28 protein-coding genes are annotated in these 25,928 nt (G+C 41.7%); 1 reads left to right on the plus strand and 27 read right to left on the minus strand.

Annotation, left to right across the window (positions count from 1 at the left end):
- Positions 1-89: 89 nt before the first annotated feature.
- The 9 genes from GPW69_RS05280 to GPW69_RS05325 all read right to left on the minus strand — a co-directional run bounded on the left by GPW69_RS05280 (position 90) and on the right by GPW69_RS05325 (position 8,439).
- Positions 90-689, minus strand: coding sequence for a lysozyme family protein (locus tag GPW69_RS05280; RefSeq protein ID WP_024411310.1), 600 nt, complete (start codon positions 687-689; stop codon positions 90-92).
- Positions 690-1,664, minus strand: a complete 975-nt coding sequence (locus GPW69_RS05285; RefSeq protein ID WP_024385206.1) for a nucleoid-associated protein — start codon at positions 1,662-1,664, stop codon at positions 690-692.
- On the minus strand, positions 1,664-2,923 hold the full coding sequence (gene glyA, locus GPW69_RS05290) for a serine hydroxymethyltransferase (RefSeq protein ID WP_074391138.1): 1,260 nt from the start codon (positions 2,921-2,923) through the stop codon (positions 1,664-1,666). The genes GPW69_RS05285 and glyA overlap by 1 nt, the downstream gene beginning before the upstream one ends.
- Positions 2,924-2,946: 23 nt before the next feature.
- Positions 2,947-3,378 carry a GNAT family N-acetyltransferase gene (locus GPW69_RS05295; RefSeq protein ID WP_024385205.1) on the minus strand — a complete coding sequence of 144 codons (432 nt, stop codon included), beginning with the start codon at positions 3,376-3,378 and terminating at the stop codon, positions 2,947-2,949.
- Positions 3,375-3,977 carry an L-threonylcarbamoyladenylate synthase gene (locus GPW69_RS05300; RefSeq protein ID WP_012775091.1) on the minus strand — a complete coding sequence of 201 codons (603 nt, stop codon included), beginning with the start codon at positions 3,975-3,977 and terminating at the stop codon, positions 3,375-3,377. The genes GPW69_RS05295 and GPW69_RS05300 overlap by 4 nt, the downstream gene beginning before the upstream one ends.
- A complete protein-coding gene (gene prmC / locus GPW69_RS05305) occupies positions 3,970-4,803 on the minus strand; it encodes a peptide chain release factor N(5)-glutamine methyltransferase (protein WP_024385204.1) in 834 nt (277 codons plus the stop codon). The genes GPW69_RS05300 and prmC overlap by 8 nt, the downstream gene beginning before the upstream one ends.
- On the minus strand, positions 4,803-5,882 hold the full coding sequence (prfA, locus tag GPW69_RS05310) for a peptide chain release factor 1 (protein ID WP_015646857.1): 1,080 nt from the start codon (positions 5,880-5,882) through the stop codon (positions 4,803-4,805). The genes prmC and prfA overlap by 1 nt, the downstream gene beginning before the upstream one ends.
- 279 nt (positions 5,883-6,161) lie before the next feature.
- Entirely contained in the window at positions 6,162-6,743 is a 582-nt protein-coding gene (locus tag GPW69_RS05315) for a thymidine kinase (RefSeq protein ID WP_012028098.1), read from the minus strand.
- Positions 6,744-7,125: 382 nt separating this feature from the next.
- On the minus strand, positions 7,126-8,439 hold the full coding sequence (locus tag GPW69_RS05325; RefSeq protein ID WP_074391140.1) for an excalibur calcium-binding domain-containing protein: 1,314 nt from the start codon (positions 8,437-8,439) through the stop codon (positions 7,126-7,128).
- Positions 8,440-8,573: 134 nt separating this feature from the next.
- Between GPW69_RS05325 and GPW69_RS05330 the strand changes: the two genes are divergently transcribed.
- A complete protein-coding gene (locus GPW69_RS05330; protein ID WP_002934978.1) occupies positions 8,574-8,756 on the plus strand; it encodes a 4-oxalocrotonate tautomerase in 183 nt (60 codons plus the stop codon).
- 49 nt (positions 8,757-8,805) lie between these two features.
- Here GPW69_RS05330 and lepA read toward each other — a convergent pair whose 3' ends face one another.
- The 18 genes from lepA to GPW69_RS05425 all read right to left on the minus strand — a co-directional run bounded on the left by lepA (position 8,806) and on the right by GPW69_RS05425 (position 25,861).
- Positions 8,806-10,638: a translation elongation factor 4 gene (lepA, locus tag GPW69_RS05335; RefSeq protein WP_029187235.1), complete on the minus strand. Its 1,833-nt coding sequence runs from the start codon at positions 10,636-10,638 to the stop codon at positions 8,806-8,808.
- 95 nt (positions 10,639-10,733) lie between these two features.
- Positions 10,734-11,147, minus strand: a complete 414-nt coding sequence (ndk, locus tag GPW69_RS05340) for a nucleoside-diphosphate kinase (protein WP_074391141.1) — start codon at positions 11,145-11,147, stop codon at positions 10,734-10,736.
- A 22-nt stretch (positions 11,148-11,169) separates the two neighbouring features.
- On the minus strand, positions 11,170-11,757 hold the full coding sequence (gene yihA / locus GPW69_RS05345) for a ribosome biogenesis GTP-binding protein YihA/YsxC (RefSeq protein ID WP_014638915.1): 588 nt from the start codon (positions 11,755-11,757) through the stop codon (positions 11,170-11,172).
- A 53-nt stretch (positions 11,758-11,810) separates the two neighbouring features.
- Entirely contained in the window at positions 11,811-13,037 is a 1,227-nt protein-coding gene (clpX, locus tag GPW69_RS05350) for an ATP-dependent Clp protease ATP-binding subunit ClpX (protein WP_002934974.1), read from the minus strand.
- Between the two features lie 197 nt (positions 13,038-13,234).
- The gene (locus tag GPW69_RS05360) at positions 13,235-13,747 is read right to left on the minus strand and encodes a dihydrofolate reductase (protein ID WP_024405715.1); all 513 of its coding nucleotides are present in this window, start codon (positions 13,745-13,747) and stop codon (positions 13,235-13,237) included.
- A gap of 336 nt (positions 13,748-14,083) precedes the next feature.
- A complete protein-coding gene (locus GPW69_RS05365; RefSeq protein ID WP_029177460.1) occupies positions 14,084-14,923 on the minus strand; it encodes a thymidylate synthase in 840 nt (279 codons plus the stop codon).
- A 51-nt stretch (positions 14,924-14,974) separates the two neighbouring features.
- Positions 14,975-15,277 (minus strand): hypothetical protein, encoded by a 303-nt coding sequence (locus GPW69_RS05370; protein WP_029752306.1) that lies wholly within the window; start codon positions 15,275-15,277, stop codon positions 14,975-14,977.
- Positions 15,278-15,288: 11 nt separating this feature from the next.
- A complete protein-coding gene (locus GPW69_RS05375) occupies positions 15,289-15,567 on the minus strand; it encodes a hypothetical protein (protein WP_002934968.1) in 279 nt (92 codons plus the stop codon).
- A gap of 125 nt (positions 15,568-15,692) precedes the next feature.
- The gene (locus GPW69_RS05380; RefSeq protein WP_044674985.1) at positions 15,693-16,652 is read right to left on the minus strand and encodes an ROK family glucokinase; all 960 of its coding nucleotides are present in this window, start codon (positions 16,650-16,652) and stop codon (positions 15,693-15,695) included.
- A 95-nt stretch (positions 16,653-16,747) separates the two neighbouring features.
- Positions 16,748-17,083, minus strand: a complete 336-nt coding sequence (locus GPW69_RS05385) for a hypothetical protein (protein ID WP_044674984.1) — start codon at positions 17,081-17,083, stop codon at positions 16,748-16,750.
- On the minus strand, positions 17,084-18,952 hold the full coding sequence (locus GPW69_RS05390; RefSeq protein WP_074391142.1) for an ABC-F family ATP-binding cassette domain-containing protein: 1,869 nt from the start codon (positions 18,950-18,952) through the stop codon (positions 17,084-17,086).
- Positions 18,945-20,156: a CCA tRNA nucleotidyltransferase gene (locus tag GPW69_RS05395; RefSeq protein WP_074391143.1), complete on the minus strand. Its 1,212-nt coding sequence runs from the start codon at positions 20,154-20,156 to the stop codon at positions 18,945-18,947. The genes GPW69_RS05390 and GPW69_RS05395 overlap by 8 nt, the downstream gene beginning before the upstream one ends.
- Positions 20,153-20,920, minus strand: a complete 768-nt coding sequence (gene dapB, locus GPW69_RS05400) for a 4-hydroxy-tetrahydrodipicolinate reductase (RefSeq protein WP_015646867.1) — start codon at positions 20,918-20,920, stop codon at positions 20,153-20,155. Before dapB ends, GPW69_RS05395 begins: the two co-directional genes overlap by 4 nt.
- 8 nt (positions 20,921-20,928) lie before the next feature.
- Positions 20,929-21,780 (minus strand): DegV family protein, encoded by an 852-nt coding sequence (locus GPW69_RS05405; protein ID WP_014637961.1) that lies wholly within the window; start codon positions 21,778-21,780, stop codon positions 20,929-20,931.
- A 1-nt stretch (position 21,781) separates the two neighbouring features.
- Positions 21,782-22,156, minus strand: coding sequence for a DUF1149 family protein (locus tag GPW69_RS05410; protein ID WP_074391144.1), 375 nt, complete (start codon positions 22,154-22,156; stop codon positions 21,782-21,784).
- A 95-nt stretch (positions 22,157-22,251) separates the two neighbouring features.
- On the minus strand, positions 22,252-24,207 hold the full coding sequence (locus GPW69_RS05415; protein WP_074391145.1) for a PTS fructose transporter subunit IIABC: 1,956 nt from the start codon (positions 24,205-24,207) through the stop codon (positions 22,252-22,254).
- Positions 24,204-25,115, minus strand: coding sequence for a 1-phosphofructokinase (gene pfkB / locus GPW69_RS05420; RefSeq protein ID WP_074391146.1), 912 nt, complete (start codon positions 25,113-25,115; stop codon positions 24,204-24,206). The genes GPW69_RS05415 and pfkB overlap by 4 nt, the downstream gene beginning before the upstream one ends.
- Positions 25,112-25,861 carry a DeoR/GlpR family DNA-binding transcription regulator gene (locus GPW69_RS05425; RefSeq protein WP_014637965.1) on the minus strand — a complete coding sequence of 250 codons (750 nt, stop codon included), beginning with the start codon at positions 25,859-25,861 and terminating at the stop codon, positions 25,112-25,114. Before GPW69_RS05425 ends, pfkB begins: the two co-directional genes overlap by 4 nt.
- Between the last annotated feature and the right edge of the window lie 67 nt (positions 25,862-25,928).

Raw genomic sequence — 25,928 nt, forward strand, 5'->3', positions numbered from 1 at the left:
GGAATTTGAAGTGATTTTGATACCGCTATCTATTTTTATTGAAGGAGGAACAAAAAAACTCATCAGATTTCCGATGAGTTTGATAGGTATTAAAATAAATTAATGAGGCGCATCAGGTGCATATTAAAACGAACCTGTCTAGCATAGTAGATATTTCCACCATTTACATATAACTTCCCACCATTTAGCAAAGCCAAAGGATGAAAATAGGTATACGTTTCTTCTGTAGTATTCCCTAAGCTTGGTGCTACTACTGTTCTGGAGTATTCTTTCGCTAAAGAGAGTGTATGTTCTCCACCATGCTCAGCAATATAGTCAATATAGGCTGGACCGAAGTTATACGCCTGAACTGCTGTCCAAACCTCTACTCCTTTTTCCTCAGCCAACCGTAGGTTTTCTGTCAGGTAGATAATTCCTTGCCGGATACTCTCTCTGCTATCCGTGATGGTGTTAGCATAGCCAGTAGCGGACTCACTTGATTGCATGACATCTGCTTCTTGTCCCTTGGTTTCTGTGTAAATCATTGCTAGGACTAGTTCTTCATTAGCTGGTGTGTCGTTTTCTGCCAATACTTCTTGTACCATAGTTTGGTAGGTCATCACTTGCTTGACTGCACTGTAGGTTTGATAGAATTTGTAACCGATAAAAATCAGTAAAAGAAGTATCAGCGTACGTATCAGTTTTTTCATTTACTTGCTCTTTATGTCTTCAATATTTTTGATAAGAATAGAATAGGTTCCGTTGTCATTTTGAATAAACTCAACCGATTCTGCATCCTCATAGATTGCATTTGGCACAATCAACTCAATTCCGTTTGATAAAGATAGCTTCTGATTTTCAAATTTCTTAAGTTGACGGCTACTATCGATTTCATCGAAGGAAATCTTATCAGGTATGACCTCTTTCAGTTGATCGACGAAATTTAAACGAGCGGTCAGGTTGTTATCGAATAACTGATCAGCCAATTTTTCAGGTGAAAGCTCGTTATCTTCTTCCAAATTGTTGAAAATAGCTGACTTGACTTTCGATTGAAATTGAAAATCACCTTGATGGAAATTGTCAGCAATCTTCTGTGCAGTTTGCTCTACTGCTTTGATTGATTTTTTTGCAGAAATAGCTGGTGTAACTTGCAGAAGATTATCTGAGAAATAATTGAGGAAGGCTCCGTTATGTTTGATTCTTTTCTCAATCAAATGATACTTCTGCGTTTGAAGATTGACAATCAAGGCTTCATCAGGTGCTGAACCCGCTCCAGGTAAATTATTCTGGGTGATTTTTAAAGGACTTCCGCTTTCCAGACCAACGTGGGCGAGGTTTTCACGCAGTGAGATTCTCAAAAAGGCAAAATGTTCAACACCATTTCGTTCAAACTCTATGAAAATGAGGTCATTGGTTTTTAAATTCTCAGAAATTGAAAATTCTTCTTTCCATAGATTAGCAATCTTGACAGAGTTTGTCAGTAGGTCACCATCTAAATAGTCAAGAAAAGGATTGTCGGGGTTAAATTGTCCTGTTTTTGCTTCATCAGAAAAGACACGTTCAATCTTTTTACGCAAATATTCTTCTATTTTTGGGCTAACAGTCAAAAGCTGGTCGGCAAGGACCAGCTCTGTATCATCAGGACTAAATTGATGTATGATGGCTTTTTTTACAAATATATCCATTATAAACCTTCGTAAAGTGGGAATAGATCTGTCAAAGCACGCACTTCTTGACGGACTTCCTCAAGAGCGGTTTCATTTTCTGCATTTTCAAGTGCTTTGATAGTTAGTTGTGCAACCTTGCGAGCTTCCTCTACTCCAAAACCGCGAGCGGTAATGGCCGCAGAGCCAATACGGATACCGCTTGTTTTGAATGGTGAGAGTTTTTCGTAAGGAATTGAGTTTTTATTGAGAGTAATATTTACTTCATCCAAGAGATGCTGAGCAACTTTACCATTTTCAACAACTTTGGTCACGTCAACGAGGAAGAGATGGTTGTCTGTTCCACCTGTGATGACTTTAAAGTTAGGGTTAGCAAGGAAGACTTCAGCCATGGCCTTGCTATTTTCAATCACTTTTTGAGCATAGTCTTTGAAAGCTGGGTCCAAAACTTCTTTGAAAGATACGGCTTTTGCAGCAATAACATGCTCTAATGGACCGCCTTGGATACCTGGGAAAATGGCTGAGTTGATTTTCTTGATGAGCTCTTCATCATTGGTCAAAATCAAACCACCACGTGGCCCACGAAGTGTTTTGTGAGTTGTTGTTGTTGTGATATGAGCGTGAGGAACTGGGTTTGGATGGAGACCAGCAGCTACAAGACCAGCAATATGGGCCATGTCCACCATCAATTTTGCACCAACTGCATCTGCAATTTCACGGAATTTTGCGAAATCAATGGTACGGGCATAAGCTGAAGCACCTGCTACAATCAATTTTGGTTGCACTTCTTTTGCTTGTTTTAAAATTGCATCGTAATCAAGCAAGCCAGTTTCTTCGTCAACATTGTAAGCGACAAAGTTATAAGTTTGACCCGAGAAGCTAACGGATGCACCGTGAGTCAAGTGACCACCTGCAGCTAAGTCCATCCCCATAACAGTGTCTCCTGGCTCAATCAAGGCCATGTAGGCAGCACAATTGGCCTGGCTTCCTGAGTGTGGCTGAACGTTAGCAAATTTTGCACCGAATATTTCTTTAGCACGTTCAATAGCTAAACTTTCAACTACGTCAACGCATTCCGTACCGCCATAGTAACGACGACCTGGGTAACCTTCTGCGTATTTATTGGTCAAAATAGAACCTTGAGCTGCCATAACAGCTTTAGAAACAACGTTTTCAGACGCAATCAATTCGATATTATTTTGTTGGCGTTTTTCTTCAGCTTGGATAGCTTCCCAAACTTCTTTATCAAATTCTTTGTAGTTAACTTTGTCAAAAATCATGTGCGGTACTCCTTTGTATTGGGCTAAATGTGCTTGATAAAACGTTTCTGCATTTTATCGGAGTGATAGCCATTCTTTTCGTAGAAAAGATGGGCTTGGAGACGACTTTCAGCAGAATTGAGGCGAATAAAATGGTAGCCCTCTTTCTGTGCAATTTGCTCAACGGCTTTCAGCAGACTTGCTCCAATCCCTTGTCCTTGATGACTAGGCAAAACAGCTAGTCCGAGAATATTGAGGCCTGTATCCGAATAGAGACTTTCATAGACTTGTGCGTGAATGTAGCCTTGCACTGTGCCACTTATGTCATCTATATAGACCAATAAGATATGCCCCAATGTGCTCGTGCATCTAAAAAACTGTCGCTCAGTTTGTTCTAATGAACAATCATACCCTAAGGATTGAGCATTGATTTCTCGGATGACTACCAAGTCACCTTTCTCAATGGGACGAATCATAAAACTACCTCAAATTCTATTTCGGGAATGGCTTTCTGAATCTCTTCGCGGCTGATAGCACCTTGGCGTAAAATCCGCGCTTTCTGTCCAGAAAGGTCCAAAATCGTTGAATCAATACCTGTTAGAGCTTGGTCATCCTCAATGCCAGGCAAATCAACTGAAAATTGTGCCTGAATGTCCGAAAACTTCTTGCCACTTTCATTTCCTGAAATATTGGCGGATGGTCCAATAAGTGGTCCAGTCTCCGAAATCAATCGTAAGGTTTGTTCGTGATTGGGAAGACGAAATCCAACAGTATCCAGTCCAGAATTAACCCAAAAAGGAACGTTATCGTTTGCTTTCAGGATAATCGTTAGTGGTCCTGGCATAAATCTATTATACAGTTTCTCCAGAAAAAATGGTGTATTTTGACTGAAAAAATAGATATCGTTCAGATTTGAGACATTTAAGTTCATTGCCTTATCCCTCGGACGCTGTTTCAACTGATAGACACGATTGACTGCATCTTCATTCAAGGCTTGGGCAAAAAGCCCATAGACTGTTTCAGTTGGAAGGATAACAGCACCACCATTTTCAAGAATTGTTCGGAGTTTATCCATTGTCATCCGCTACGACCTTTCTATCTTGACCAAATTGGTCTTTGAGGACTCGAATTCGCTTTTTTGGAAAATGCAGAGCAAGTAAGTCGGTTAGGTCTTGCCCTTGCTTGTAGCCAATTTCAAAGTAGAGTTTTCCATTCTCCTTCAAAAATGTCCCTGCTTGCTCCGCAATTTGTCTATAAATAGCCAGTCCATCTTCTTCCGCAAATAAGGCCAGATGTGGCTCAGAAGTCAATACATTGAGTCCAACTTCATCTGTGTCATCTGGTGAGATGTAGGGCGGATTGGAAACAATGATGTCAAAATGCCCTGTCACTGCTTGCAAGACATCCGATTCTAGAAAGTGAACAGAGACTTGGTTGGTTCTTGCATTTTCCTGAGCCACTGCTAGGGCATCCTTTGAAATATCAACCGCAACCACCTCCCAATCAGGTCTAGCTTTTGCAAGGGAAATAGCTATGGCACCGCTTCCTGTACCGATGTCTAAGATGCGCAAACCTGCTCCGCTATTTTCCTGCAAAATCAAATCAACTAATTCTTCCGTTTCAGGTCTTGGAATCAAGACTCGCTCATCCACTGCAAACTCCAAGCCATGAAAATCTGCCCTGCCGATAATGTACTGAGCAGGTCGATGTTGGGAAAGTTGCTGAAAAATCGCATTAATCTCTTCTTTGTCAGTCGGTGTAACTTCCTGACGGAGCAGGAGGAGAAATTCCGTAAAGTTCAGTCCCTTTAAGCCACGAAAGGTGAAGGACAGGGATTCTGCCTCTTCACCGATTGCGACTAATTGTTCTTCGTATGCTGCAAATAATTGAGCGTAATTCATTATTTGTTTAGCTCTTCTAGTTTTTGCGTTTGATCGTAAAGTACAAGAGCATCTACGACTTCGTCCATCTTACCTGACAAGATAGTATCCAGCTTTTGCAAGGTCAAGCCGATACGGTGGTCTGTCACACGGTTTTGTGGGAAGTTGTAAGTACGGATACGCTCTGAACGGTCACCAGTACCAATGGTTGATTTACGCTCTGCATCCTGCTCATCTTGGGCAATCTGTGCAAAGTGGTCCGCAACACGGGCACGGATGATCTTCATGGCCTTTTCACGGTTTTTCTGCTGGGTCCGTTCTTCCTGCATCTCTACCTTGATGTTGGTTGGCAAGTGAACGATACGCACGGCAGTTGCAACCTTGTTGACGTTCTGTCCACCAGCACCAGATGCGTGGTAAATATCGACACGAAGATCTTTTGGATCGATGTCGTATTCCACTTCTTCAACTTCTGGCATGATGAGAACGGTTGCTGTTGAGGTGTGGACACGACCTTGGCTTTCTGTCACAGGGACACGTTGGACACGGTGAGCTCCTGATTCATACTTGAGTTTTGAATAAACGGATTGACCAGAGACCATGGCAACCACTTCCTTGATACCGCCGACACCATTGTAAGAAGCCTCCATGACTTCAAAACGCCAGCCTTGACCTTCTGCATACTTTTGATACATGGTCAAAAGGTCTCCAGCAAATAGGGCAGCTTCATCACCACCTGCAGCACCACGGATTTCCAAGATGATGTTTTTGTCATCGTTAGGGTCTTTTGGTAAAAGAAGGATTTTCAGCTTTTCTTCGTAAGCCTCTTTGTCAGCTTTAGCTTGTTTGAGTTCTTCCTTAGCCATTTCCTCCAAATCAGCATCACCAGAAGATTCTTTAATCATCTCTTCTGCATCGACAATGTTTTGAAGTACAGTCTTATATTCGCGGTAGGCTGTTACTGTATCACGAGTTGCAGCCTCTTCCTTAGACAACTCCATAAAACGCTTGGTATCGCTGACCACATCAGGGTCAGACAACAATTCACCAAGTTCCTCATAGCGGTCCTCCACCGCCTGTAATTGATCGTAGATGTTCATAATTATAAGATATTAAGGGCGTTAAACGAACAAAGCAAAAATAGGAGTTTTGACGAAGGACGAAAGCGTCCTAGGAAAAACTATCTTTTTTGCACAGTTCGTAGCCCGTATTCAATTCCTTTCTAGATATTTGACCGAACACACTTCCAGTTAGCTTGTAGGGCGTGTTCATTTCCTTTCTGTAATATGTAGGTCATGAAAATTGGCACAGAGTCATAGGCAAATTCAGTTCTATACAGATGCTCAGTTTACAGCCGCTTCTCATTTCATTTTCAAAAATTAGGGTAAATCTTTAATTTCTGGTGAAAAATAATGTTTGCGACAGACAGGAATGTAGGTTTCATTGCCACCAATTTGGATTTGTTCTCCTTCATAAGTAGGTTTTCCATCCTGCGTTCTCAAAACCATTGTCGCTTTTTTAGAACAATATTGACAGATTGTTTTGATTTCATCTAATTTATCAGCCAATAAGAGCAAATGTTGGGAACCTTCAAACAGTTCATTTCGGAAATCATTTTTAAGACCGAAAGCCATAACGGGTACATCTAATTCATCGACTACGCGAGCAAGTGCGTAGACATGATGACGTCGAAGAAATTGTGCTTCATCAATGAGAACACAGTAAGGACGCGGTTCCATTTTTTCAATAAAACCAAAGATATCCATATCATCGTCAATCGCCACTGCATCTCTTCTCATGCCTATACGACTGGATACAACACCAAAGGCATCACGAGTATCAAGTGCAGATGTCATGATAACAACAGGTTTTCCTTGTTCTTCATAGTTGTGGGCAACCTTCAAAATCTCAATGGTTTTTCCTGAGTTCATTGTCCCATATTTATAATATAATTGAGCCACTTTTCTCTTTCCAATCTTAAATTTTCACTCCTTCCATTTTATCATAAAATAGTCCTTATGGAAATAGAAAAACAAGCCCGTTTTGAGCTTGTTTGATATTAAGACCAGGGGAATGATAAGAAATTTCCGACACACTCAAAAATGATTTTAGCTGCCGTTGGTTTCCACTTGTAGAGCATAACGCAACCATATATTAGGCTGTAAAAAGAAAATGCAAGAAACAAAGGTCCTTCCCAGATACTCTTGGCAAAAACAGTTGCTACTAGATACAAACATAATCCAGCGAGTAGGAACGATAAAATCATACGGTATTTATAGGCCATGAGTAATCCCTCCTTTAAGGATAGTATAGCAAACGATGTAAACGCTGTCAATGTTTTTCTTACTCACACCCAACTCCATCTCCATCACGGTCTAAATGACTACCGTAACCTGGTTCACCACGATAGATTGGTGCAGCTCCTGCTTGTCTAACTGCCTTACAATTTGGATAATATGTGTTTTGAGATGGTGTAGCAGCAAATTGCTGAACTTGGCTTTGTGCTTCTGCTTCTGCAACTTTTTGCGCTTCGGCGGCGAGACGTTCCTCCTCCTCTTTACGTGCTTTCTCAGCAATAGCTTTTTCAGCATTCCAATATTTGATAATGACTTTGCTATCTTTTTTGATGACCTTATCATTCATCTCGTTAAAAGATTTTCCATCAATCTCGACCGCAATGATTTGTCCATTTTTAGCAATTTCATTGGTCTCTGTTGCTACTTCAGATACTTGAGAAAAACCACCGTCAGTAAACAATTTTTTAGTATCTGCAGCTGTTTTTGTTGAAATGGATGATGGCAGTTCAGCGAAGCTAGAGAAATCGTAGTAGGTGATTACAATGGGGGTTGATTTTTTGCTGATAATCTCCTGTTTGGTGGGCAACTGAAGCTCTGCGCCACCTAGACTAATTTTTTGAATTTTTTCGTGCTTTGCTTTATCCTTGTCCGCAACAGCAGTCCACTTGATGTCTGTAAATCCTGCTGTTTTTAGCTGTTTTTCGAGCTCTGGTTTTGTTTTATCCTCTGCTAGATTTTCTGGTAGTTTGATGTTATCTTTGCTAACGTCAAAATAGGTTAATGTAACAGGGAGACTAGTAGAGTAAAAATGATTGGATTGATAGGTGTGATTTCCGATTTGAAGGCGATCAATTTTATCTTTTTTGTCCGCATTGCCTTCTTCTACTAGCAGAACAGGAGTTAGTTCGATTTGCATAAAACCTGAATCTTTCAGCTCTTTCTCGACATCTGCTAAATTTTTAGAAGCTGGTAGGTTGAATTCAACGGCATCTTTTTTGGGAACATGGTAGGAGATTGTAATTGGGATGTTTTTTAAAGCACGTCCTTCCTTCCAATCTTCTCCGTCAACAGAGACGAGTTCGACAAGATTGCTTTCACCTATTTTTCCAAATTCTAAATCAGTGATTTCCACCCCCTGAATATTTTTAAAACCTGCTTCCTGAAGATGTTTTACGACTGTTACATACTGTTGTCCATAAAGGTCATCTTTTTTTGGAAGTTCAGCAGTCATTAATTGTGAACCGATAAATGTTGTAAGTAGGACGCCGCCAGTTATTCCTGCTGTTTTCCGATTAAGAAACTTTCTAGATTTTTTAATTGACGTTTCGCTAACTATCTGAGTTACTTTTTTCTTAAACATAAATCATTCTCCTTATTGTTTATTGCGATATTATTATAACAAAATATAAATATATTTTGCAATATCTTATGAAAATATCCTTGGAGAATCATAAAAACTATGGTACAATAAACGAAAAATAGAGGAGGAAATATATGCCATTTGTACGTATTGATTTGTTTGAAGGACGCACAGAAGAACAAAAGATTGCCTTAGCACGTGAAGTTACCGAAGTTGTATCTCGTAATACTAATGCGCCCAAAGAAGCCATTCATGTCTTCATCAATGATATGCCTGAAGGGACTTACTACCCACAAGGTGAAATGAAACGAAAATAAGAGAAAACACTCTTGCAAGAAAATGCAGGAGTGTTTCTTTGTATCAAGTTTATTTCTTATCGTCTTCATCCATGCTGAGAACGCTGAGGAAGGCTTCTTGTGGAACTTCGACAGATCCGATGGCCTTCATCCGTTTTTTACCAGCTTTTTGTTTTTCTAGGAGTTTGCGTTTACGGGAAACGTCACCACCATAACACTTGGCCAAAACGTTCTTCCGAAGAGCCTTGATGTCGCTACGGGCAACAATTTTCTGACCGATAGCTGCTTGTATTGGTACTTCAAACTGTTGACGCGGAATGATTTTCTTGAGTTTGTCCACGATAATTTTCCCACGTTCGTAGGCAAATTCCTTGTGGACGATAAAGCTGAGGGCATCGACCTTGTCACCATTGAGGAGAATATCCATTTTCACCAACTTGGATGAACGGTATTCAGAAATCTCATAGTCGAAGCTGGCATAACCACGAGTGGATGACTTAAGCTTATCAAAGAAGTCAAAAACAATCTCCGCCAGTGGAATTTGGTAGATGACATTGACACGATTATCATCGATGTAATCCATAGTCACAAAGTCACCGCGTTTGCGTTGGGCCAATTCCATGACTGCACCGACGTATTCCTGTGGTACCATGATTTGTGCCTTAACGTAAGGCTCTTCGATAGTGGCAATCTTTGTTGGGTCTGGGAATTCGGATGGGTTGGCTACATCAATCATTTCACCGTCCGTCATGTTGACATGGTAAACCACCGATGGTGCTGTCATGATGAGGTCAATGTTAAACTCACGCTCAATCCGTTCTTGAATAACATCCATGTGCAAGAGGCCCAAGAAGCCACAACGGAAACCAAAGCCGAGGGCCTGTGATGTTTCAGGTTCGAACTGCAAGCTGGCATCGTTGAGCTGGAGCTTTTCCAAGGCTTCACGGAGGTCATTGTACTTGTTGGAATCGATTGGATAGATACCTGCAAAGACCATTGGGTTCATCTGCTTGTAGCCCGCTAGTGGCTCGCTAGCAGGATTTTCTGCCAAAGTTACCGTATCACCGACACGGGTGTCGGCAACCGTCTTGATAGAGGCTGCGATATAGCCAACATCTCCAACTGCTAGGAAATCACGACCAATGGCTTTTGGTGTGAAAATTCCGACTTCTGTTACATCAAAAGTCTTGCCGTTGCTCATCATCTGGATGGTATCACCTGGCTTCACGACACCATTGACGATACGAACTTGGAGGATAACCCCACGATAAGGGTCATAGACAGAGTCAAAAATCAATGCTTGCAAAGGAGCTTCGACATCACCAGTCGGTGCTGGAACCTTCTCCACGATCTGTTCCAAGATTTCCTCGATACCAATACCAGCCTTGGCTGATGTCGGTACTGCTTCTGAAGCATCCAAACCAATCACATCTTCGATTTCCTGACGAACACGCTCTGGGTCTGCTGCTGGCAGGTCAATCTTGTTAATGATTGGCAAGATTTCCAAATCATTGTCCAAGGCTAGATAAACGTTAGCCAAGGTCTGTGCTTCAATCCCTTGAGCAGCATCCACCACCAGAATCGCACCCTCACAGGCCGCAAGAGAACGTGATACTTCATAGGTAAAGTCCACGTGTCCTGGTGTGTCAATCAAGTGGAAAATATAAGTCTCTCCATCTTTAGCTGTATAGTTGAGTTCGATAGCATTCAGTTTAATAGTGATACCACGCTCACGCTCCAAATCCATACTATCAAGCAACTGGGCCTGCATTTCACGGCTGGAAACTGTTTCTGTCTTCTCAAGAATACGGTCAGCCAAGGTTGATTTACCATGGTCGATGTGGGCAATAATGGAGAAATTACGAATTTTCTCCTGTCGTTTTTTCAAATCTTCTAAATTCATGTTTCTTCCTCTACAAGGGTATTACTCCTCATTATATCAGATTTAGTGATAATTTTCCATAAGAAAAACACCTAGAAAACTAGGTGTCTGCTCTGCTATTTTCCCAGCCAAAGACCGATCTCGCGTTCGGCTGCTTCTGCACTATCTGAGCCATGAACGACATTTGCCACAATTCCCTCAACGGGCGCTGTCGCAAATTCTCCACGAATAGTCCCAGGTCGGGCGTTTACTGGATTGGTAGCTCCCATCATATCTCGCCAAGATTTGATAACTTCTGGCCCTTCTATAATGCCAGCTATCATCGGCCCGCTCGTCATATATTGTACTAATTGCGGGAAGAAAGGTTTATCTGTCAAATGATCATAATGTTGACTGATTAGCTCTTCTGTCGCTGTAACCATTTTTAAATCTTGGATTTGAAATCCCCTGCGTTCGATACGTGAAAGAATTTGTCCCGCAAGTCCACGCTTAAGAGCATCTGGTTTGATGATGATGAAAGTACGTTCCATGATTTTTCTCCTGAACTGTTTATTAGATGTTACTTAAGATAGCATCCCATGCCTGATCGTATCCGTGACGAGTCTCAGAAGAAAAGATAACGAATTGATCATTTTTATCAAAATCCAATTTCTTTTTAATCATCGATTCGTGCTTATTCCACTTTCCTCGTGGGATTTTATCAGCCTTCGTTGCCACAATAATAACAGGAATTTCATAATATTTCAAGAAATCATACATTTGAACATCATCTGCTGATGGCTCATGACGCATGTCTACTAAACTTACAACAACACGTAGATTCTCTCGTGTTGTCAAATACTCTTCAATCATTTTGCCCCACTTAGCACGCTCAGTTTTGGATACTTTAGCATAGCCATAACCTGGAACATCTACAAATCGAATTTTATCATCTATATTATAAAAATTGAGTTGTTGAGTCTTTCCTGGTTTTCCTGACGTACGTGCAAGATTTTTTCTTCCTAGAAGAGTATTAATAAATGAGGACTTTCCAACGTTAGATCGCCCGGCAAGGGCAATTTCTGGAATGTCATCGCCAGGATACTGGGCTTTTGAAACAGCACTGAGCAAAATCTCAGCATTATGTGTGTTGATTTCCATTTTATACCTTTCATAAATAAGGGTAGAAATCAATCAGTTTCTACCCTTTATTTTTAAGCAGTTTCTAGTAAAGGTTTTTCCTTACCGTCTACTGCTGCTTTTGTTACACGAACACGTTTAACGTTATCTTGGCCTGGCACCTCAAACATGACATCCAACATCGTTTCTTCAATGATGGAACGAAGTCCACGAGCGCCAGTCTTACGTTCAATTGCTTTTTCTGCAATTGCTAACAAGGCGTCCTCATCAAAGTCAAGCTCCACGTCATCATAAGACAAGAGTGTCTGATATTGTTTTACAAGAGCATTCTTCGGTTCCGTCAAAATACGTACCAAATCCTCTGTTGTCAATTGGTCCAAAGCTGCGAATACAGGCAAGCGACCAATCAACTCTGGAATGATACCGAATTTTTGAATATCGTCTGCAATGATATGTTGCATGTATGATTCTTTTTCATCAATAGCACGATTATTATGACCAAAACCGATGATTTTTTCACCGAGACGCTGTTTGACGATTTCTTCGATACCATCAAATGCACCGCCAACGATAAACAGGATATTTTTGGTGTCCACGTGAATCATTTCTTGGTTTGGATGTTTGCGTCCGCCTTGTGGTGGTACGCTGGCCACAGTTCCCTCGATAATTTTTAGGAGAGCTTGCTGGACACCTTCACCAGATACATCGCGGGTAATGGACACATTTTCACCTTTTTTGGCAATTTTATCAATTTCATCCACATAGATAATTCCTCTTTCTGCACGGTCGATGTTAAAGTCTGCAGCCTGCAAAAGTTTGAGGAGGATATTTTCTACGTCTTCACCAACATAACCCGCCTCAGTAAGAGCGGTCGCATCAGCAATAGCAAACGGGACATTCAAACTTTTAGCCAAGGTCTGTGCTAGGAAGGTTTTTCCTGAACCAGTCGGACCAATCATAAGGATATTTGACTTTTGCAAATCAACATCGTTCTCATCACGGCTATCCTGGAAATTGATACGTTTGTAGTGGTTGTAAACGGCTACTGCTAAAGCACGTTTTGCACGATCCTGTCCGATGACATAGTTGTTCAGGATATTGAGTAATTCTTGTGGCTTTGGCGTATCGGCTAAGTCTGTCAAAACTTCTTCTGCCAGTTCCTCACGAATGATTTCCTGTGCTAGTTCCACGCATTCATTACAAATGAAGACATTGTTTCCAGCGATAATTTTTTTAACTTCTTCTTGATTTTTTCCGCAAAATGAGCAATAGATTAGCTCATGTGTATGCTTAACAGCCATGTGTTTCCTCTTTCATATCTCTTATCTAAATAAAAATCCATAAATAGCATGAATACTATTGACCAGATTGGTAAAAGCATTCAGTAAAAATAAAATTGCTAAACCAAAACGTTTCTTCCGAAAGGCTTGAATCGCACAAAGAACACAAATCCCACAGAGAAATGCTGTAAATAAACCGAATAAACTTCTCTCCATGCCTAACCATCTCTTCTTTCATAGGTTTTTATTGTAAAATCATACGGGTTTTTCTCGTCTTTTGGACGTAAATTGGCGCTTTGTAGCTGAAATTTCTCCATAGGAAATGCTTTCGGAAAATACACATCGCCATTAAATTGACCGTGAATATCTGTCACTATTAATGTTTCAATGTAAGGTGCAAAGGCAGTAAAAATTTGTCCCCCACCAATCACAAATAGTGTCTGCTCCTGTTTGTTATACCAATCTAGGACATCTTCCACACTGTGTAAAATGGTAACACGTTCACTCTCTAGTTGATAGGTTTTATCCGTTGTCAAAACGATGGTGTGACGATTGGGAAGAGCACGTTTACCCATGCCGTCGAAGGTTATACGTCCCATCACCATCGTGTGACCTGTTGTCGTTTCTTTGAAATGAGCTAAGTCAGCTGGCAATGACCAAGGAAGTCTATCGCCTTTTCCAATCAATCCATTTTCATCTTGAGCCCAAATGGCAACAATCTTTTTAGTCATTTTCTCTCACTTTCCGTCCTATCATTCTATCAAAAAAACATGAAAAATGCACTTACCAAGTAGGTCTAGTGCAAATTTTTATCATGCTGAAACTATCACCGACTCCTCAGAGATAGGGAAGATTCCGAGATTCGTAGAATGTGAATCTCGCTGATGCTGGAAAGCCCCCTCATCTTAAATCGCCAAGTCAAATTTGAGTTGCGGTTTAACTGGCTTCGAAAGTCTGAGTATAGACTGTTGAAGGTTGGAAGTGAAACAGGTCGGGGAACTGTTTCAGCCCGAGCCTAAAAATAAAGAAGCGAGGTAAAAGAACGAAGTTCTTCACTGCTAATCCAGTTAAATTGCTAGATCGAATTTTAACTGCGGCTTAACCGGCTCATAGTCCACCAACTCAAAATCTTCTGCTTTAATATCAAAAAAGTTTGTTCCGTCTGGGACGTTCAAGACCAAACGAGGCTCTACTTCAGATGGTGTACGACGGAGCAATTCTTCAGCTTGTTCAAACTGATTGTCATAGATGTGAAGATTGTTGATGAAATAGAAAAACTTCCCAACCTTCCAGCCAAAATGTTTAGCAATCATCATCTGAAGGGCTACATACTGCATAGCGTTGATATGATGGGCTACTAGCATATCATTTGACCGCTGAGTTAGAGTTGCATCCAGGTAAATCTCCCCATCCACTCGTCGAACGTCAAACATAGTCTGAAAGGCACACGGTAAGAGACCTGCAGATTGGTCAAACGCTTCATAATCCCACAAAGAAATCACATTGCGGCGATTCCATGGATTTTCCTCCAATTGTTTGAGAATCTTGGAAATGATGTCATGTTTTTTCACAATAGCACCGTAACGTTCACCGATTGTGCCAGTTCCCTCAACTTCCCAATCATTCCAATACTGGACACCGTATTTTTCCTGTAAAACCGACAAATCATTGGTCTGGTCTTGGTAAATCCAGAGAATTTCCTTGATGGCCGACTTAATTGGAATAGGTCTAAGTGTTGTAATAGGAAACGCGCCCTTAGACAAATCATATTCAGCAAAGGCGCCTGTAACGTACTTGGAATTAGCTACATTTCCATCCTTGTAACGTGGACGAGCATTTTCTGAAAAAACGCCCTCTTCCATAATCTTACGAATGTTTTCTTTAAAAATAATATCTGCTTTAGTCATGAGTTTAGTATAGCATGTTCTGATAAAAAACTCCAGTTTGCACTGGAGTTCTCATTTATATAGCAAGGGGTAGAGGTTGAGCTGAAACAGACCAGAAAGGGCAGTTACTAGGCTGAACAATATAAAATACAAGGCAACCAAGAGAACACTTAACAATATCTGACGAACATTTTTAGTGTAAATAGCCGTTGGTAAACTAGCGAGACCGAAAAAGGGAATGATGAAAAATGTTAGTTTAAAATTCACATTTACAATATCAAACCATTGGCCTATTGGTAAAAATAGCATGACGATGAGAAAAATTTCGATACCATACAAAACTAGATTTAATCTTTTTAGTAAAGCCAGGTTCATAACTGCTCCTTCTAGGGGCCAAATATAAAGTAGCCAATACCGAATATCAGAGGAAATGAGATCATTAAGAAGATACTAATCAAACCAGTCCACAATTTTTTATAATAGATAGATAGTATAAGAATTAGAGTCCCCAGTAGAGGGAGAATCAACATGGTTGCTACGTTTCCCCAGCTAGACGGGAAAAACCAGTCACGAATCCAGTTATCAAGGAAAAAGGCAGATAACAAAATCAATAAACCAAGAATGGTCAGATAGTTGATTATTTTAGACATGTTTACCTGTTTCATAAGGTGACACTCCTTTCTCTTTACACTTTCATTGTACGCTTAAACACTACATTTTTCAATATATGTATATAAAGAAATTGTGACGGCGTATTTTAAAAAAGCAGAGGGAACTCTGCTTTTAACGATTATTTCAAGACGAGTGATGCTGCGCCCAATACACCTGCATCATTACCACGTGTTGCCAAGACAATTTGTGTGCTTTCCTTGATTTGTGGGAAGCTATTTTCAGCAAAGACCTTGCGAACACCATCCAATAAAAACTCTCCTGCAGCTGATACACCGCCACCCAGAACGATGTAGGCAGGATTGAGGACTGCAGCAATGTTTGCACAAGCAACACCTAGGTATTCTGAGAAGTGACGGTAGACAATCAAAGCCAAATCATCGCCTTCTTTTGCCAAATCAAAGACATCCTTAGCCGTTACATCTTGCCCATCGTCAATCATTTGTTTCAGTTTTGCATCGCCAGCGTATTGATCAGCATAGCGACGGCTGAGATTGACAATACCTGTTGCTGAAGCAACTGTTTCTAGACAACCTTTCTTACCACAAGTACATGCAAATGGCTCATCAAAGTCAACTGTGATATGGCCCAATTCACCACCAGCACCTTTGACCCCACGAATCAAGTTTCCAGCAGCGATGACACCACCGCCGACACCTGTACCAAGCGTCATAAAGACAACGTTTGGATTGTTGTTTCCAGCACCAACCCATTGCTCACCAAGGGCCGCTACGTTTGCATCATTGTCGATAAAGAATGGCAAACCAAGGGCAGATTCAAACTGCTCTTTAACCAATTGCAAGGTTTTCCAGTTGAGGTTATAGGCACCGATAACAGTACCAGCTTCGCTATCAACGACACCTGGAGACCCCATACCAACACCCAAGAAATCATCCTTTGTCAAACCATGAGTTTCAAATCGATGTTGAATACTGTCAATAATATCAGGAACAATGTGACTTCCTTCATCCAAAATATTTGTCTTGATAGACCATTTTTCTTGAATCTCACCATCAGTCGTCAAAATGGCCAATTTAACAGATGTACCACCCAAGTCAATACCGATAATTTTTTTAGACATAATCATCACCTCAAATGTATTTTCTTTATTATAACACAATGCAAAGGTTTGCGTAAAGCCTTTTCAAAAATTTGTACGGATAAAAATAAACTGCTCTATCGAAAGAGATAGAGCAAAATTAAAAATTGAATATGTAAGATAAACCTTCCAACGGAAAAGAGCATAACTGTTGTAAAATTACTACCTTCTTTCGTTCCATTATAGAGAAAAAGAGTAGAAATAAAGGTAAATCCTAGAGCAAACCCCACCATCTGCAAGTCGTGATAAGACTGACTATAAAAATAAAGCGTGACAGCCAGCAAGAGCATGGATAAGACCGTTAACACCAAGCGCAATGTATTCATTTTTTTGGTCTTTAAATAGCTAAACAACGCCGCTCCCAAGGTCACCACGAGATAGATGACCATATATGACATGACAAGAACTTTCATCTAGCCCTCCAGTTCGCTCAGATACTCATACCGCTCATATTTTTCCAAGAGCAGGTCGTTTTTCTCATCCAATTCCTTCTGCAAATCGGACAATTTTGTAAAATCACTGCCACAGGTTAGCATTTCCGCCTCGATTTCCGCAATCCGCTCCTCCAAGCCAGCAATATCCTCTTCGATGGTTGCCCATTCCTGCTTCTCAAAATAGGACATCCGCTTCTTGTTCTCTTTGACCTTCTCGGTTTTCTCCTTTGGTTTTTCCAAGGAAATGGCAGAGCTGGAAGCCAGAAAGGCCTTCTCATCCAGATAGTCTGTGTAGTTGCCAAAGAAGGTTTCAATACCGCTATCTTCGAAAGCCAAGATTTTATTGGCTACCTTGTCTAGGAAATAACGGTCGTGACTAACGGTAATGACTGGACCAGTAAAGCCCTGCAAGAAATGTTCCAAGACTGTCAGAGTCGCTATGTCCAAGTCGTTGGTCGGCTCATCTAGTAAGAGAACATTGGGCCGTTGCAAAAGAATCTTAAGCAAATAAAGCCGCTTCTTCTCCCCACCTGATAATTTCTCAATCAGGGTACCGTGGGTATTACGTGGGAAGAGGAATTGCTCCAAGAGTTCTGCGATAGAAACCATACCAGATGTCGTCTGAGCTTCTTCTGCCACTTCCTGCAAGAAATTGATGACCCGCTTGCTTTCATCCAAGCCCTTGATGGTTTGAGAAAAATAACCGATACGGATGGTTTCACCAATATCTACCTTACCGCTGTCTGCCTGCAAATCACCTGCGATTAGATTGAGTAAGGTAGATTTTCCCTTACCATTATCACCAACAATACCGATGCGGTCCTTGTTTTGAATGAGCAGGTTAAAGTCCGTTAAAATTGGCTTGTCAGGATAGGAAAAACTGACATTTTCAAAGTTAATGACTTTTTTACCGATACGAGAGGTTTCAAAATTGATTTCCAGTTCGCTATCGTCTATCTTGTTGGCTAAATCGCCTTTGAGGTCATGGAAACGATTGATACGGGCCTGCTGCTTGGTAGCACGAGCTTGAGGTTGTCTGCGCATCCAAGCCAGCTCTTGTTTGTAGAGCTGCTCTTTCTTATGGCGAAGGGCGGCATCTCGCTCGTCCTGCTCCGCTTTTAAGCGAACATAATCCTGGTAATTTCCCTGATATTCGGTCAAGCTGGCGCGGTCCAATTCAAAAATCCGTGTGGCTACATTGTCCAAGAAATAGCGATCGTGGGTAATAAAGAGAACAGACTTTTTAGTATTTTTCAAAAAAGTCGTCAACCACTCAATGGTATCAATGTCCAGGTGGTTGGTCGGTTCATCCAGCAAGAGCAAGTCAGCATTGCCAAGGAGGACTTGGGCCAATTGCACTCGTCTACGTAGACCACCTGATAACTCAGCAACAGTTTTGTTGAGGTCTGTTAGACCTAGTTTTGAAAGAACTGTTTTAACCTGGCTTTCAATCTCCCAAGCATTGATAGAATCCATCTCTGCCATGACTTTCTCCAGTCTTGCTTGACTGGCTTCATCGTAATGAGATAAGAGCAGCTCGTATTCACGAATCAGCTGGGTTTCACGAAGGTCAGAAGAAAGAACGGTGTCTAAAACCGTCTTACTTTCATCAAAATCAGGTTCCTGGGTCAGATAGGCAATTTTATAGGCATTTTTAGTGCGAAAAGGCGACACGTCTCCGTCAAAACCGATGCGACCTGACAGAACATCCAACAAAGTCGTCTTTCCTGTACCATTGACCCCGATAATCCCGATTCGGTCGCCCTGATGAATGATGAAAGACAGATCAGCAAAGACCGTTTTATCTCCGACAGATTTAGTCAGGTGTTCAACGATAAAATCACTCATTCTCTAAAATTCCTTTCACAAATGTCATAATCGCTTGCTCTTCGTTTTCCAGCTGTCCTTCCACAATCTGGAATTCCACCTCTTTGAGTAGTTCTCCTAGTACTGGACCAGGTTTGAGGTCAAATGCCTTCATCAGATGACCACCATTGACAACAATTTCATGCTTGTCATGGATAGTCAAGGCTTGGTCAATCTTGTCAATTGCTGCAAAATCTGTAACAAGACCTTGTGCTTGACGGAGTTCCTCTACCAAGTACAAGAATTCTTTGCCATACTTGAAACAGATTTGCTTGGTAACAGGTCCTGCTTGGAGAAGCTGATAAATCTCTACCAACTTGACCACGCTGCGTTGGAAATCATTGCTGGTTTTCCATTTTTTCAGGAAGGACTTGATGTTATCAATACCTAGGCAGACAAAGAGCATGGCCCAAGCTTGTTCAGAAGTCGAAAAGCGAAATTCTGCTGTTAGGCTTGTTAGCATGGTCTCTAATTCATCACTTTTTCCAGCTAAATCAGGCAAGAAATCATAAGCCTTGGAATTAATCATAGCGCGCAAGCCTTTTCGCCAAAAATCCGCCATCAAAAGTTTATCAAACTCGATAAAACTGCGTTCTACAGAGATTTTTTCCAAGAGCGGTGCGGTTTCAACCATAGCTGTAAAGGTCGTCGGCTCAATCTCAAAGTCCAAGGTCGCCGCAAAGCGAAATCCACGCATGATACGGAGGGCGTCTTCGTTGAAACGCTCAGCCGGGATGCCTACAGCCCGTAGGGTGCGGTTTTCTAAGTCGGTCATCCCATCAAAGAGGTCAACGATTTGAGCCTCTTCATCAAGGGCAAAGGCATTGACCGTGAAGTCGCGACGTTTGAGATCTTCTTCTAAGGAACGCACAAAAGAAACCTGGCTCGGTCTACGGAAGTCGACATACTCCTCCTCTGTCCGAAAGGTGGTAATTTCATATTCCTTTTTCCCCTCTAACACTAACACCGTACCGTGTTCAATTCCGACATCAATAGTCCGTGAAAAGATTTGTTTCGTTTCCTGAGGGTAGCTTGATGTCGCAATATCGACATCATGAATAGGCCTACCGAGAATGGCATCACGAACGGAACCGCCAACGAAATAAGCCTCGTAACCAGCTGCTTTAATTTTCTCTAAAATCGGCAAAGCCTCCTGAAACTCAGAAGGCAGATTGTTTAATTTCATAATAAGTGTTCCAAACCATAAACGAGTTGTGAGCGTTTGACTACCTCTTTAATGCCGAGGTTGACACCGCCCATAAAGGAAATGCGATCGTAAGAGTCATGACGGATGGTCAAGCCTTCTCCCTGTGCCCCAAAAATCACTTCCTGATGGGCAACAAGGCCTGGCAAGCGTACTGAATGGATACGGAAGCCGTCAAATTCTGCCCCACGAGCACCAGCAATCAGTTCTTCTTCATCTGCTGCACCTTGAGTCTGTGACTGACGGACTTGGGAAATGAGTTCGGCCGTTTTGACAGCTGTTCCGCTCGGCGCATCCTTCTTCTTATCATGGTGTAGTTCGATGATTTCAAGATTTGGGAAATACTTGGCTGCCTGTGCTGCGAACTGCATGAGCAAGATGGCGCCAATAGCAAAGTTAGGAGCAATCAAGCCACCCAAACCCTTCTCAGCAGACAAGGCAGTTAATTCTTCAATTTCTTCTGGAGTAAATCCAGTCGTTCCAACCACAGGTGCGAATCCATTTTCCAAGGCAAAGCGGGTGTTTTCATAGGCAAATTTTGGCGTTGTAAAATCCACCCAGACATCAGCTTCTAGGCTGGCAACTTCTTCTTTGGTCTTGAAAACAGGAACTCCGTCCACTTCTGTTTCTGTCGCAAATGGATCCACCAAGGCAGCCAGACTGAGTTCTGCATCACCTTTGACCATCTCAACAGCCGTTGAACCCATTTTTCCTTTAAATCCTGCGATAATTACCTTAATTGTCATGCAAACTCCTATTCAATAATGGGAGAAATACCAAAGGCTACAGCTCCTTCTCCCAAGTGCGTACCGATGACTGAACCAAATGACACGATTGGTAAATCGCTACCGACACCTGCTTCTTCCAACTGCTGTTTAAAGTTTTCAGCCTTCTGAGGTGCATTGGCGTGAATAATAGCAATCTGATATTGTCCTTCTTTGGTTTGTTCTTGGAGGATTTCCAAGAGTCGCTTAATGGCTTTCTTCTCAGTCCGAACTTTTTCATACACTTCAATCTTACCCTCACCTGTAAAATACAGAATCGGTTTGATGCTCAAAAGATTGCCAAGCAAGGCTGCACCATTGGACAAGCGACCACCTTTTACCAAATGATTGAGGTCATCAACCATAATAAAGGCAGTTGTTTTGCCAATCTCTTGGTCCAATTTCCCAGTAATCTCTTCAAAACTAAGTCCTGCATCAGCCCATTTAAGGACATTCTCCACCATCATGCCCAAAGGAGCCGATGTGATTTTGGTATCTGGAAAGGCAACGGTTAATCCTTCAAATTCATCAGCCAAATATTGAATATTTTGATAAAAACCTGAAATACCTGATGACAAGAATAAGCCAAGTGCGTGTGTATAACCTTTTTCTGTTAATTTAGCCAGAATTTCTTCTAGTTCCATCAAACTCGGTTGACTTGTTTTAGGTAATTCTTTCGATGAAGCCATTTTTTGATAAAACTCTTCAACCGTCAAATTTTGCCCTTCGATATAATTTTCCCCATCGATGCTGACTGGAATGCTTAGGACAAACAGGTCATCCCGCTCAATACTTTGAACATTCAAAACGGCCGATGAGTCAGTTATAACTGCTAATTTCATATTAAAACTCCAAATTCACTCCCGGTGTATCAAAGGCGATTTCAGTAACCTCATAAGTCATTCGTTTTAAAATGTCCAAAAGAGGCTCTACCAAAACACGTTTTTCTTCATCAGTAAATTCAGTTGGCTCTTCTACCAATCGATTTGGTAAGTGAACGGCCTGACTCATGGCACCTGAAATTACAAAATGATCTAGTACAATCATAAAGCGCAAAATGGTAATCATGGATGTTCGATTTTCCGCACGATTTTGCTCAATCAATTGAAAGTCAACTTTCAATTTTGTTTCCGGAATTCCGTTCTCTTTCTCCCACGCGTGATTGCGGGCATCAAAATGATACTGATTGACAAATTCTTTATCGCGAATGATTTCCATTTCAAGACTCCTCTAATAACAATAATACTCACATTATACCATAATCCTCGTGAAATAGCTAAAAAACCTTGCCAGAAGCAAGGTTTCAATCAAAATTATTTAGCTTTACGAAGTGCTCCGTAAAGGATACCTGATACAACCGCACCGATCAAAACATAGGCGATGTAAAGCAATGGATTAGATGTCAAAGCGATAACGAAGATACCACCGTGAGGAGCCATCAATTGAATGCCTGACAAACCAACCAAGGCACCTGCAAGGGCAGAACCAGCGATAAAGCTTGGGATTGCACGAGCTGGGTCAGCAGCACCAAACGGAATCGCACCTTCAGTGATGAATGAAAGACCCATAACGATGTTTGTCAAACCTGAGTTACGCTCTTCTTGTGTGAATTTGTCTTTGAAAAGAAGGGTTGCAACGAATACTGCCAACGGTGGAACCATACCACCTGCCATTACCGCTGCCATGGCAACAGAACCACCATCTGCAACAGTTGCTGCAAGTGTACCTGTACCGAAGACATAAGCTGCCTTGTTGACTGGACCACCCATATCGACTGCCATCATACCACCGAGGACAAGGCCGAGGAGAATAGCAGAGCTACCTTCAAGACCTGCAAGGAAGTTGTTCATACCTGTGTTGATAGCTGCCATTGGGATGTTAACGAAGAACATCAAGAAACCAGTGATTGCTGTTCCCAAAAGTGGCAAGAGCAAGATAGCATTCAAACCTTGAAGTGATTTTGGAAGGTTGCGCAAAGCGTTGCGAAGAACGAGCACTACACCACCAGCAAGGAAACCACCAACAAGGGCACCCAAGAAACCAGATGATACACCTGCAAGAGCAAGCGTTTCTTCACCACCAGCTGCGTAAGGAATTTTACCGAACGCAAGACCGCTACTAGCGATTGCACCAGCTACGAAACCTGCAACCAAACCTGGTTTTTCAGCAATTGAGTAAGCAATGTAACCTGCAAGAAGTGGCAACATGAAGCCAAAGGCTGCTCCACCTATCTTCATGAACATAGCTGCGATTTCATGGTATGAACCCAGACTACCAAGACTGTCTTGTGGCACACCTAGAGCTCCATCGAATAGGAAGGCAAGAGCAATCAAGATACCGCCACCGATAACGAATGGCAACATTTGAGAAACACCGCTCATCAAGTGTTTATAGAACGCTTTACCAAGACTGAGTTTTTCTGAAGATTCCACAGTAGCTACTCCTTCTGACGCTGTGTAGGCTGATGCTTTACCCTCCAAGATAAGGTTAATTAATTCTTCTGGTTGTTTGATTCCAGCTGCAACTGGACGAGATACCAATGGTTTACCATTGAAACGAGGCATATCGACAGCCTTATCTGCTGCGATGATAACACCTGCTGCATTCTTGATGTCTTCAGCAGTCAGTTTGTTTCCGACACCTGAAGCACCGTTGGTTTCTACCTTGATGTCAACCCCCATCTCAGCAGCTTGTTTCTTAAGTGCTTCTTCTGCCATGTAAGTGTGAGCAATACCTGTTGTACATGCTGTAACAGCAACGATAAATGGACGGTCACCACTTGGTGATGCAACCACTTCTTCAACTGCCTTATCTGCGGCTTCAGCGGTATCGAAGACTGCAATGACTTCTTCAGGATTTGTTGCCGCACGAAGTCTATCAGCAAAACCAGCTTTCATCAAGTATTTGGACAATTCAGCAAGGGCTGACAAGTGGGTATCGTTAGCACCTTCTGGAGCTGCAATCATGAAGAACAAGTCGGTTGGTTGACCATCAAGACTTGCGTAGTCAACGCCCTTGTTTGATTTTGCAAAGAGAACAGTCGCTTCTTTTACAGCAGCATTCTTAGCATGTGGCATTGCGATACCATCCCCAAGACCTGTTGTCGTTTGTGCTTCACGGTTCATGATACCTGTTTTGAATACCTCAAAATCCGTTACATAACCTTTATCAACCAAACTAGCAATCATTTCATCGATAACTGCTTCCTTGCTTGTCGCTTGCAAATCAAGCAACATGACATCTTTTCTCAAAACATCTTGAATTTTCATAGTGTTTCTACCTCAACTTTTTCATAAGTTTCCTTAATAAATTCGATACTTGCCAAATCGTCTGAAAAGGCTGTTGCCGTACCGCAAGCAACTCCCCATTTTAGGGCTTCGATTGGGTCTTGTGAGCGAACGTATTCGCCAGTAAATCCTGCCACCATGGAATCTCCAGCTCCGACAGAATTTTTCACTGTTCCCTTGATTGGTTTGGCAAAGTAAGTAGCTGCTGGAGTGACCAACAAAGCCCCATCCCCTGCCATAGAAATGATAACATTCTGAGCTCCCATATCTAAGATTTTCTTAGCATAGGTCTCGATGTCTGCAATGCCATTCAACTCGACGTTGAAGATTGCTTCAAGTTCATGATTGTTTGGCTTAACCAAGAGTGGCTGGTGTGCTAATGAGTCTAGAAGTGTTTGGCCTTCAAAATCACAGACAACTTGCGCTCCTGCTTTTTTCGCCACCGGAATCAGTCTGTTATAGACTTCATTACCAAGACTAGCTGGTGCAGACCCTGCAAAAACAACTGTGTCTTCCTTGGTCAAACCTGCTAAAACCATTTCTAATTCAGCCAATTGTGTATCTGTCACAATCGGTCCCAATCCGTTGATTTCTGTCTCTTGATTGGCCTTGATTTTCACGTTAATCCGTGTATCTTGGTCAACCTGAACAAAATCAGTATCAATTCCTTCGGCAATCAATCCATCTTTGATGAACTGACCTGTGAATCCCCCAAGGAAACCCGTTGCTGTATTCGGATAGCCCAAGCGCTTCAAAACACGGCTAACGTTAATTCCCTTACCGCCGGCATACTTATCGTCGCTCTCCATACGATTGACACTGCCCGTCTCGACATGTTCTAAACGAACGATATAGTCAATCGCTGGATTGAGCGTAACTGTATAAATCATACCTCGATTACCCTCGTTTTCTCTTTTATGATGTCCAACAAACTGCTTTCTGAAGATTGGCAGATAATGTTGGATTTTTCGATTGCCGCAACTTTAACAAAGGAGAATTGACCAATTTTAGAAGCATCTGCCAAAACATAGCTTTCTTTGGCATTGTCTATGATAGTGCGTTTGATGGTCGCTTCTTCAATATCTGGCGTTGTAAAATAGTTTTTATCAATACCATTCATCCCCAGAAATGCCTTATCAAAATTGAGCTGTCGAATTTGTTCCAATGCTACTGCTCCAACGGAAGCATCTGTTGATTGCTTAACAAAACCACCTATAATGATTGTTTTTATCTTGCGTTCAACTAGCCTCACTGCGTGGTGAATAGAATTGGTAACGACTGTCAGATTTTCCTGCTGAAGATAATCAATCAGTACACCGGTTGTTGTACCTGCATCTAAAAAAATTACGTCTCCGTTAACAATCTGTCGAGCTGCTCTTTCCGCAATCTCTCGTTTTTCTTGAACGTTTTTGACAGATTTTTCTAGAATAGACTCTTCGAGCTGCAAATTTCCTGGCGCTTCAGCACCGCCGTGTACACGACGAAGCTTACCTTCGTTTTCCAACTCGTCCAAATCCCTACGTACAGTAGACTCAGATGTATCAAGAACTTCGATTAATTCCTCTAGCCGAACAAACTGTTGAGAGTGTATTCGCTCCAATATAATCTGTTTTCGTTCTGATTTGAGTATGTTCAACACCTCCTGCAATCGTTTACAAAAATCATTATACACGATTTTCTGCCATTGTCAATCATTTTCTATC

The organism is Streptococcus suis (assembly GCF_902702775.1).
GTDB classification, from domain to species: domain Bacteria; phylum Bacillota; class Bacilli; order Lactobacillales; family Streptococcaceae; genus Streptococcus; species Streptococcus hashimotonensis.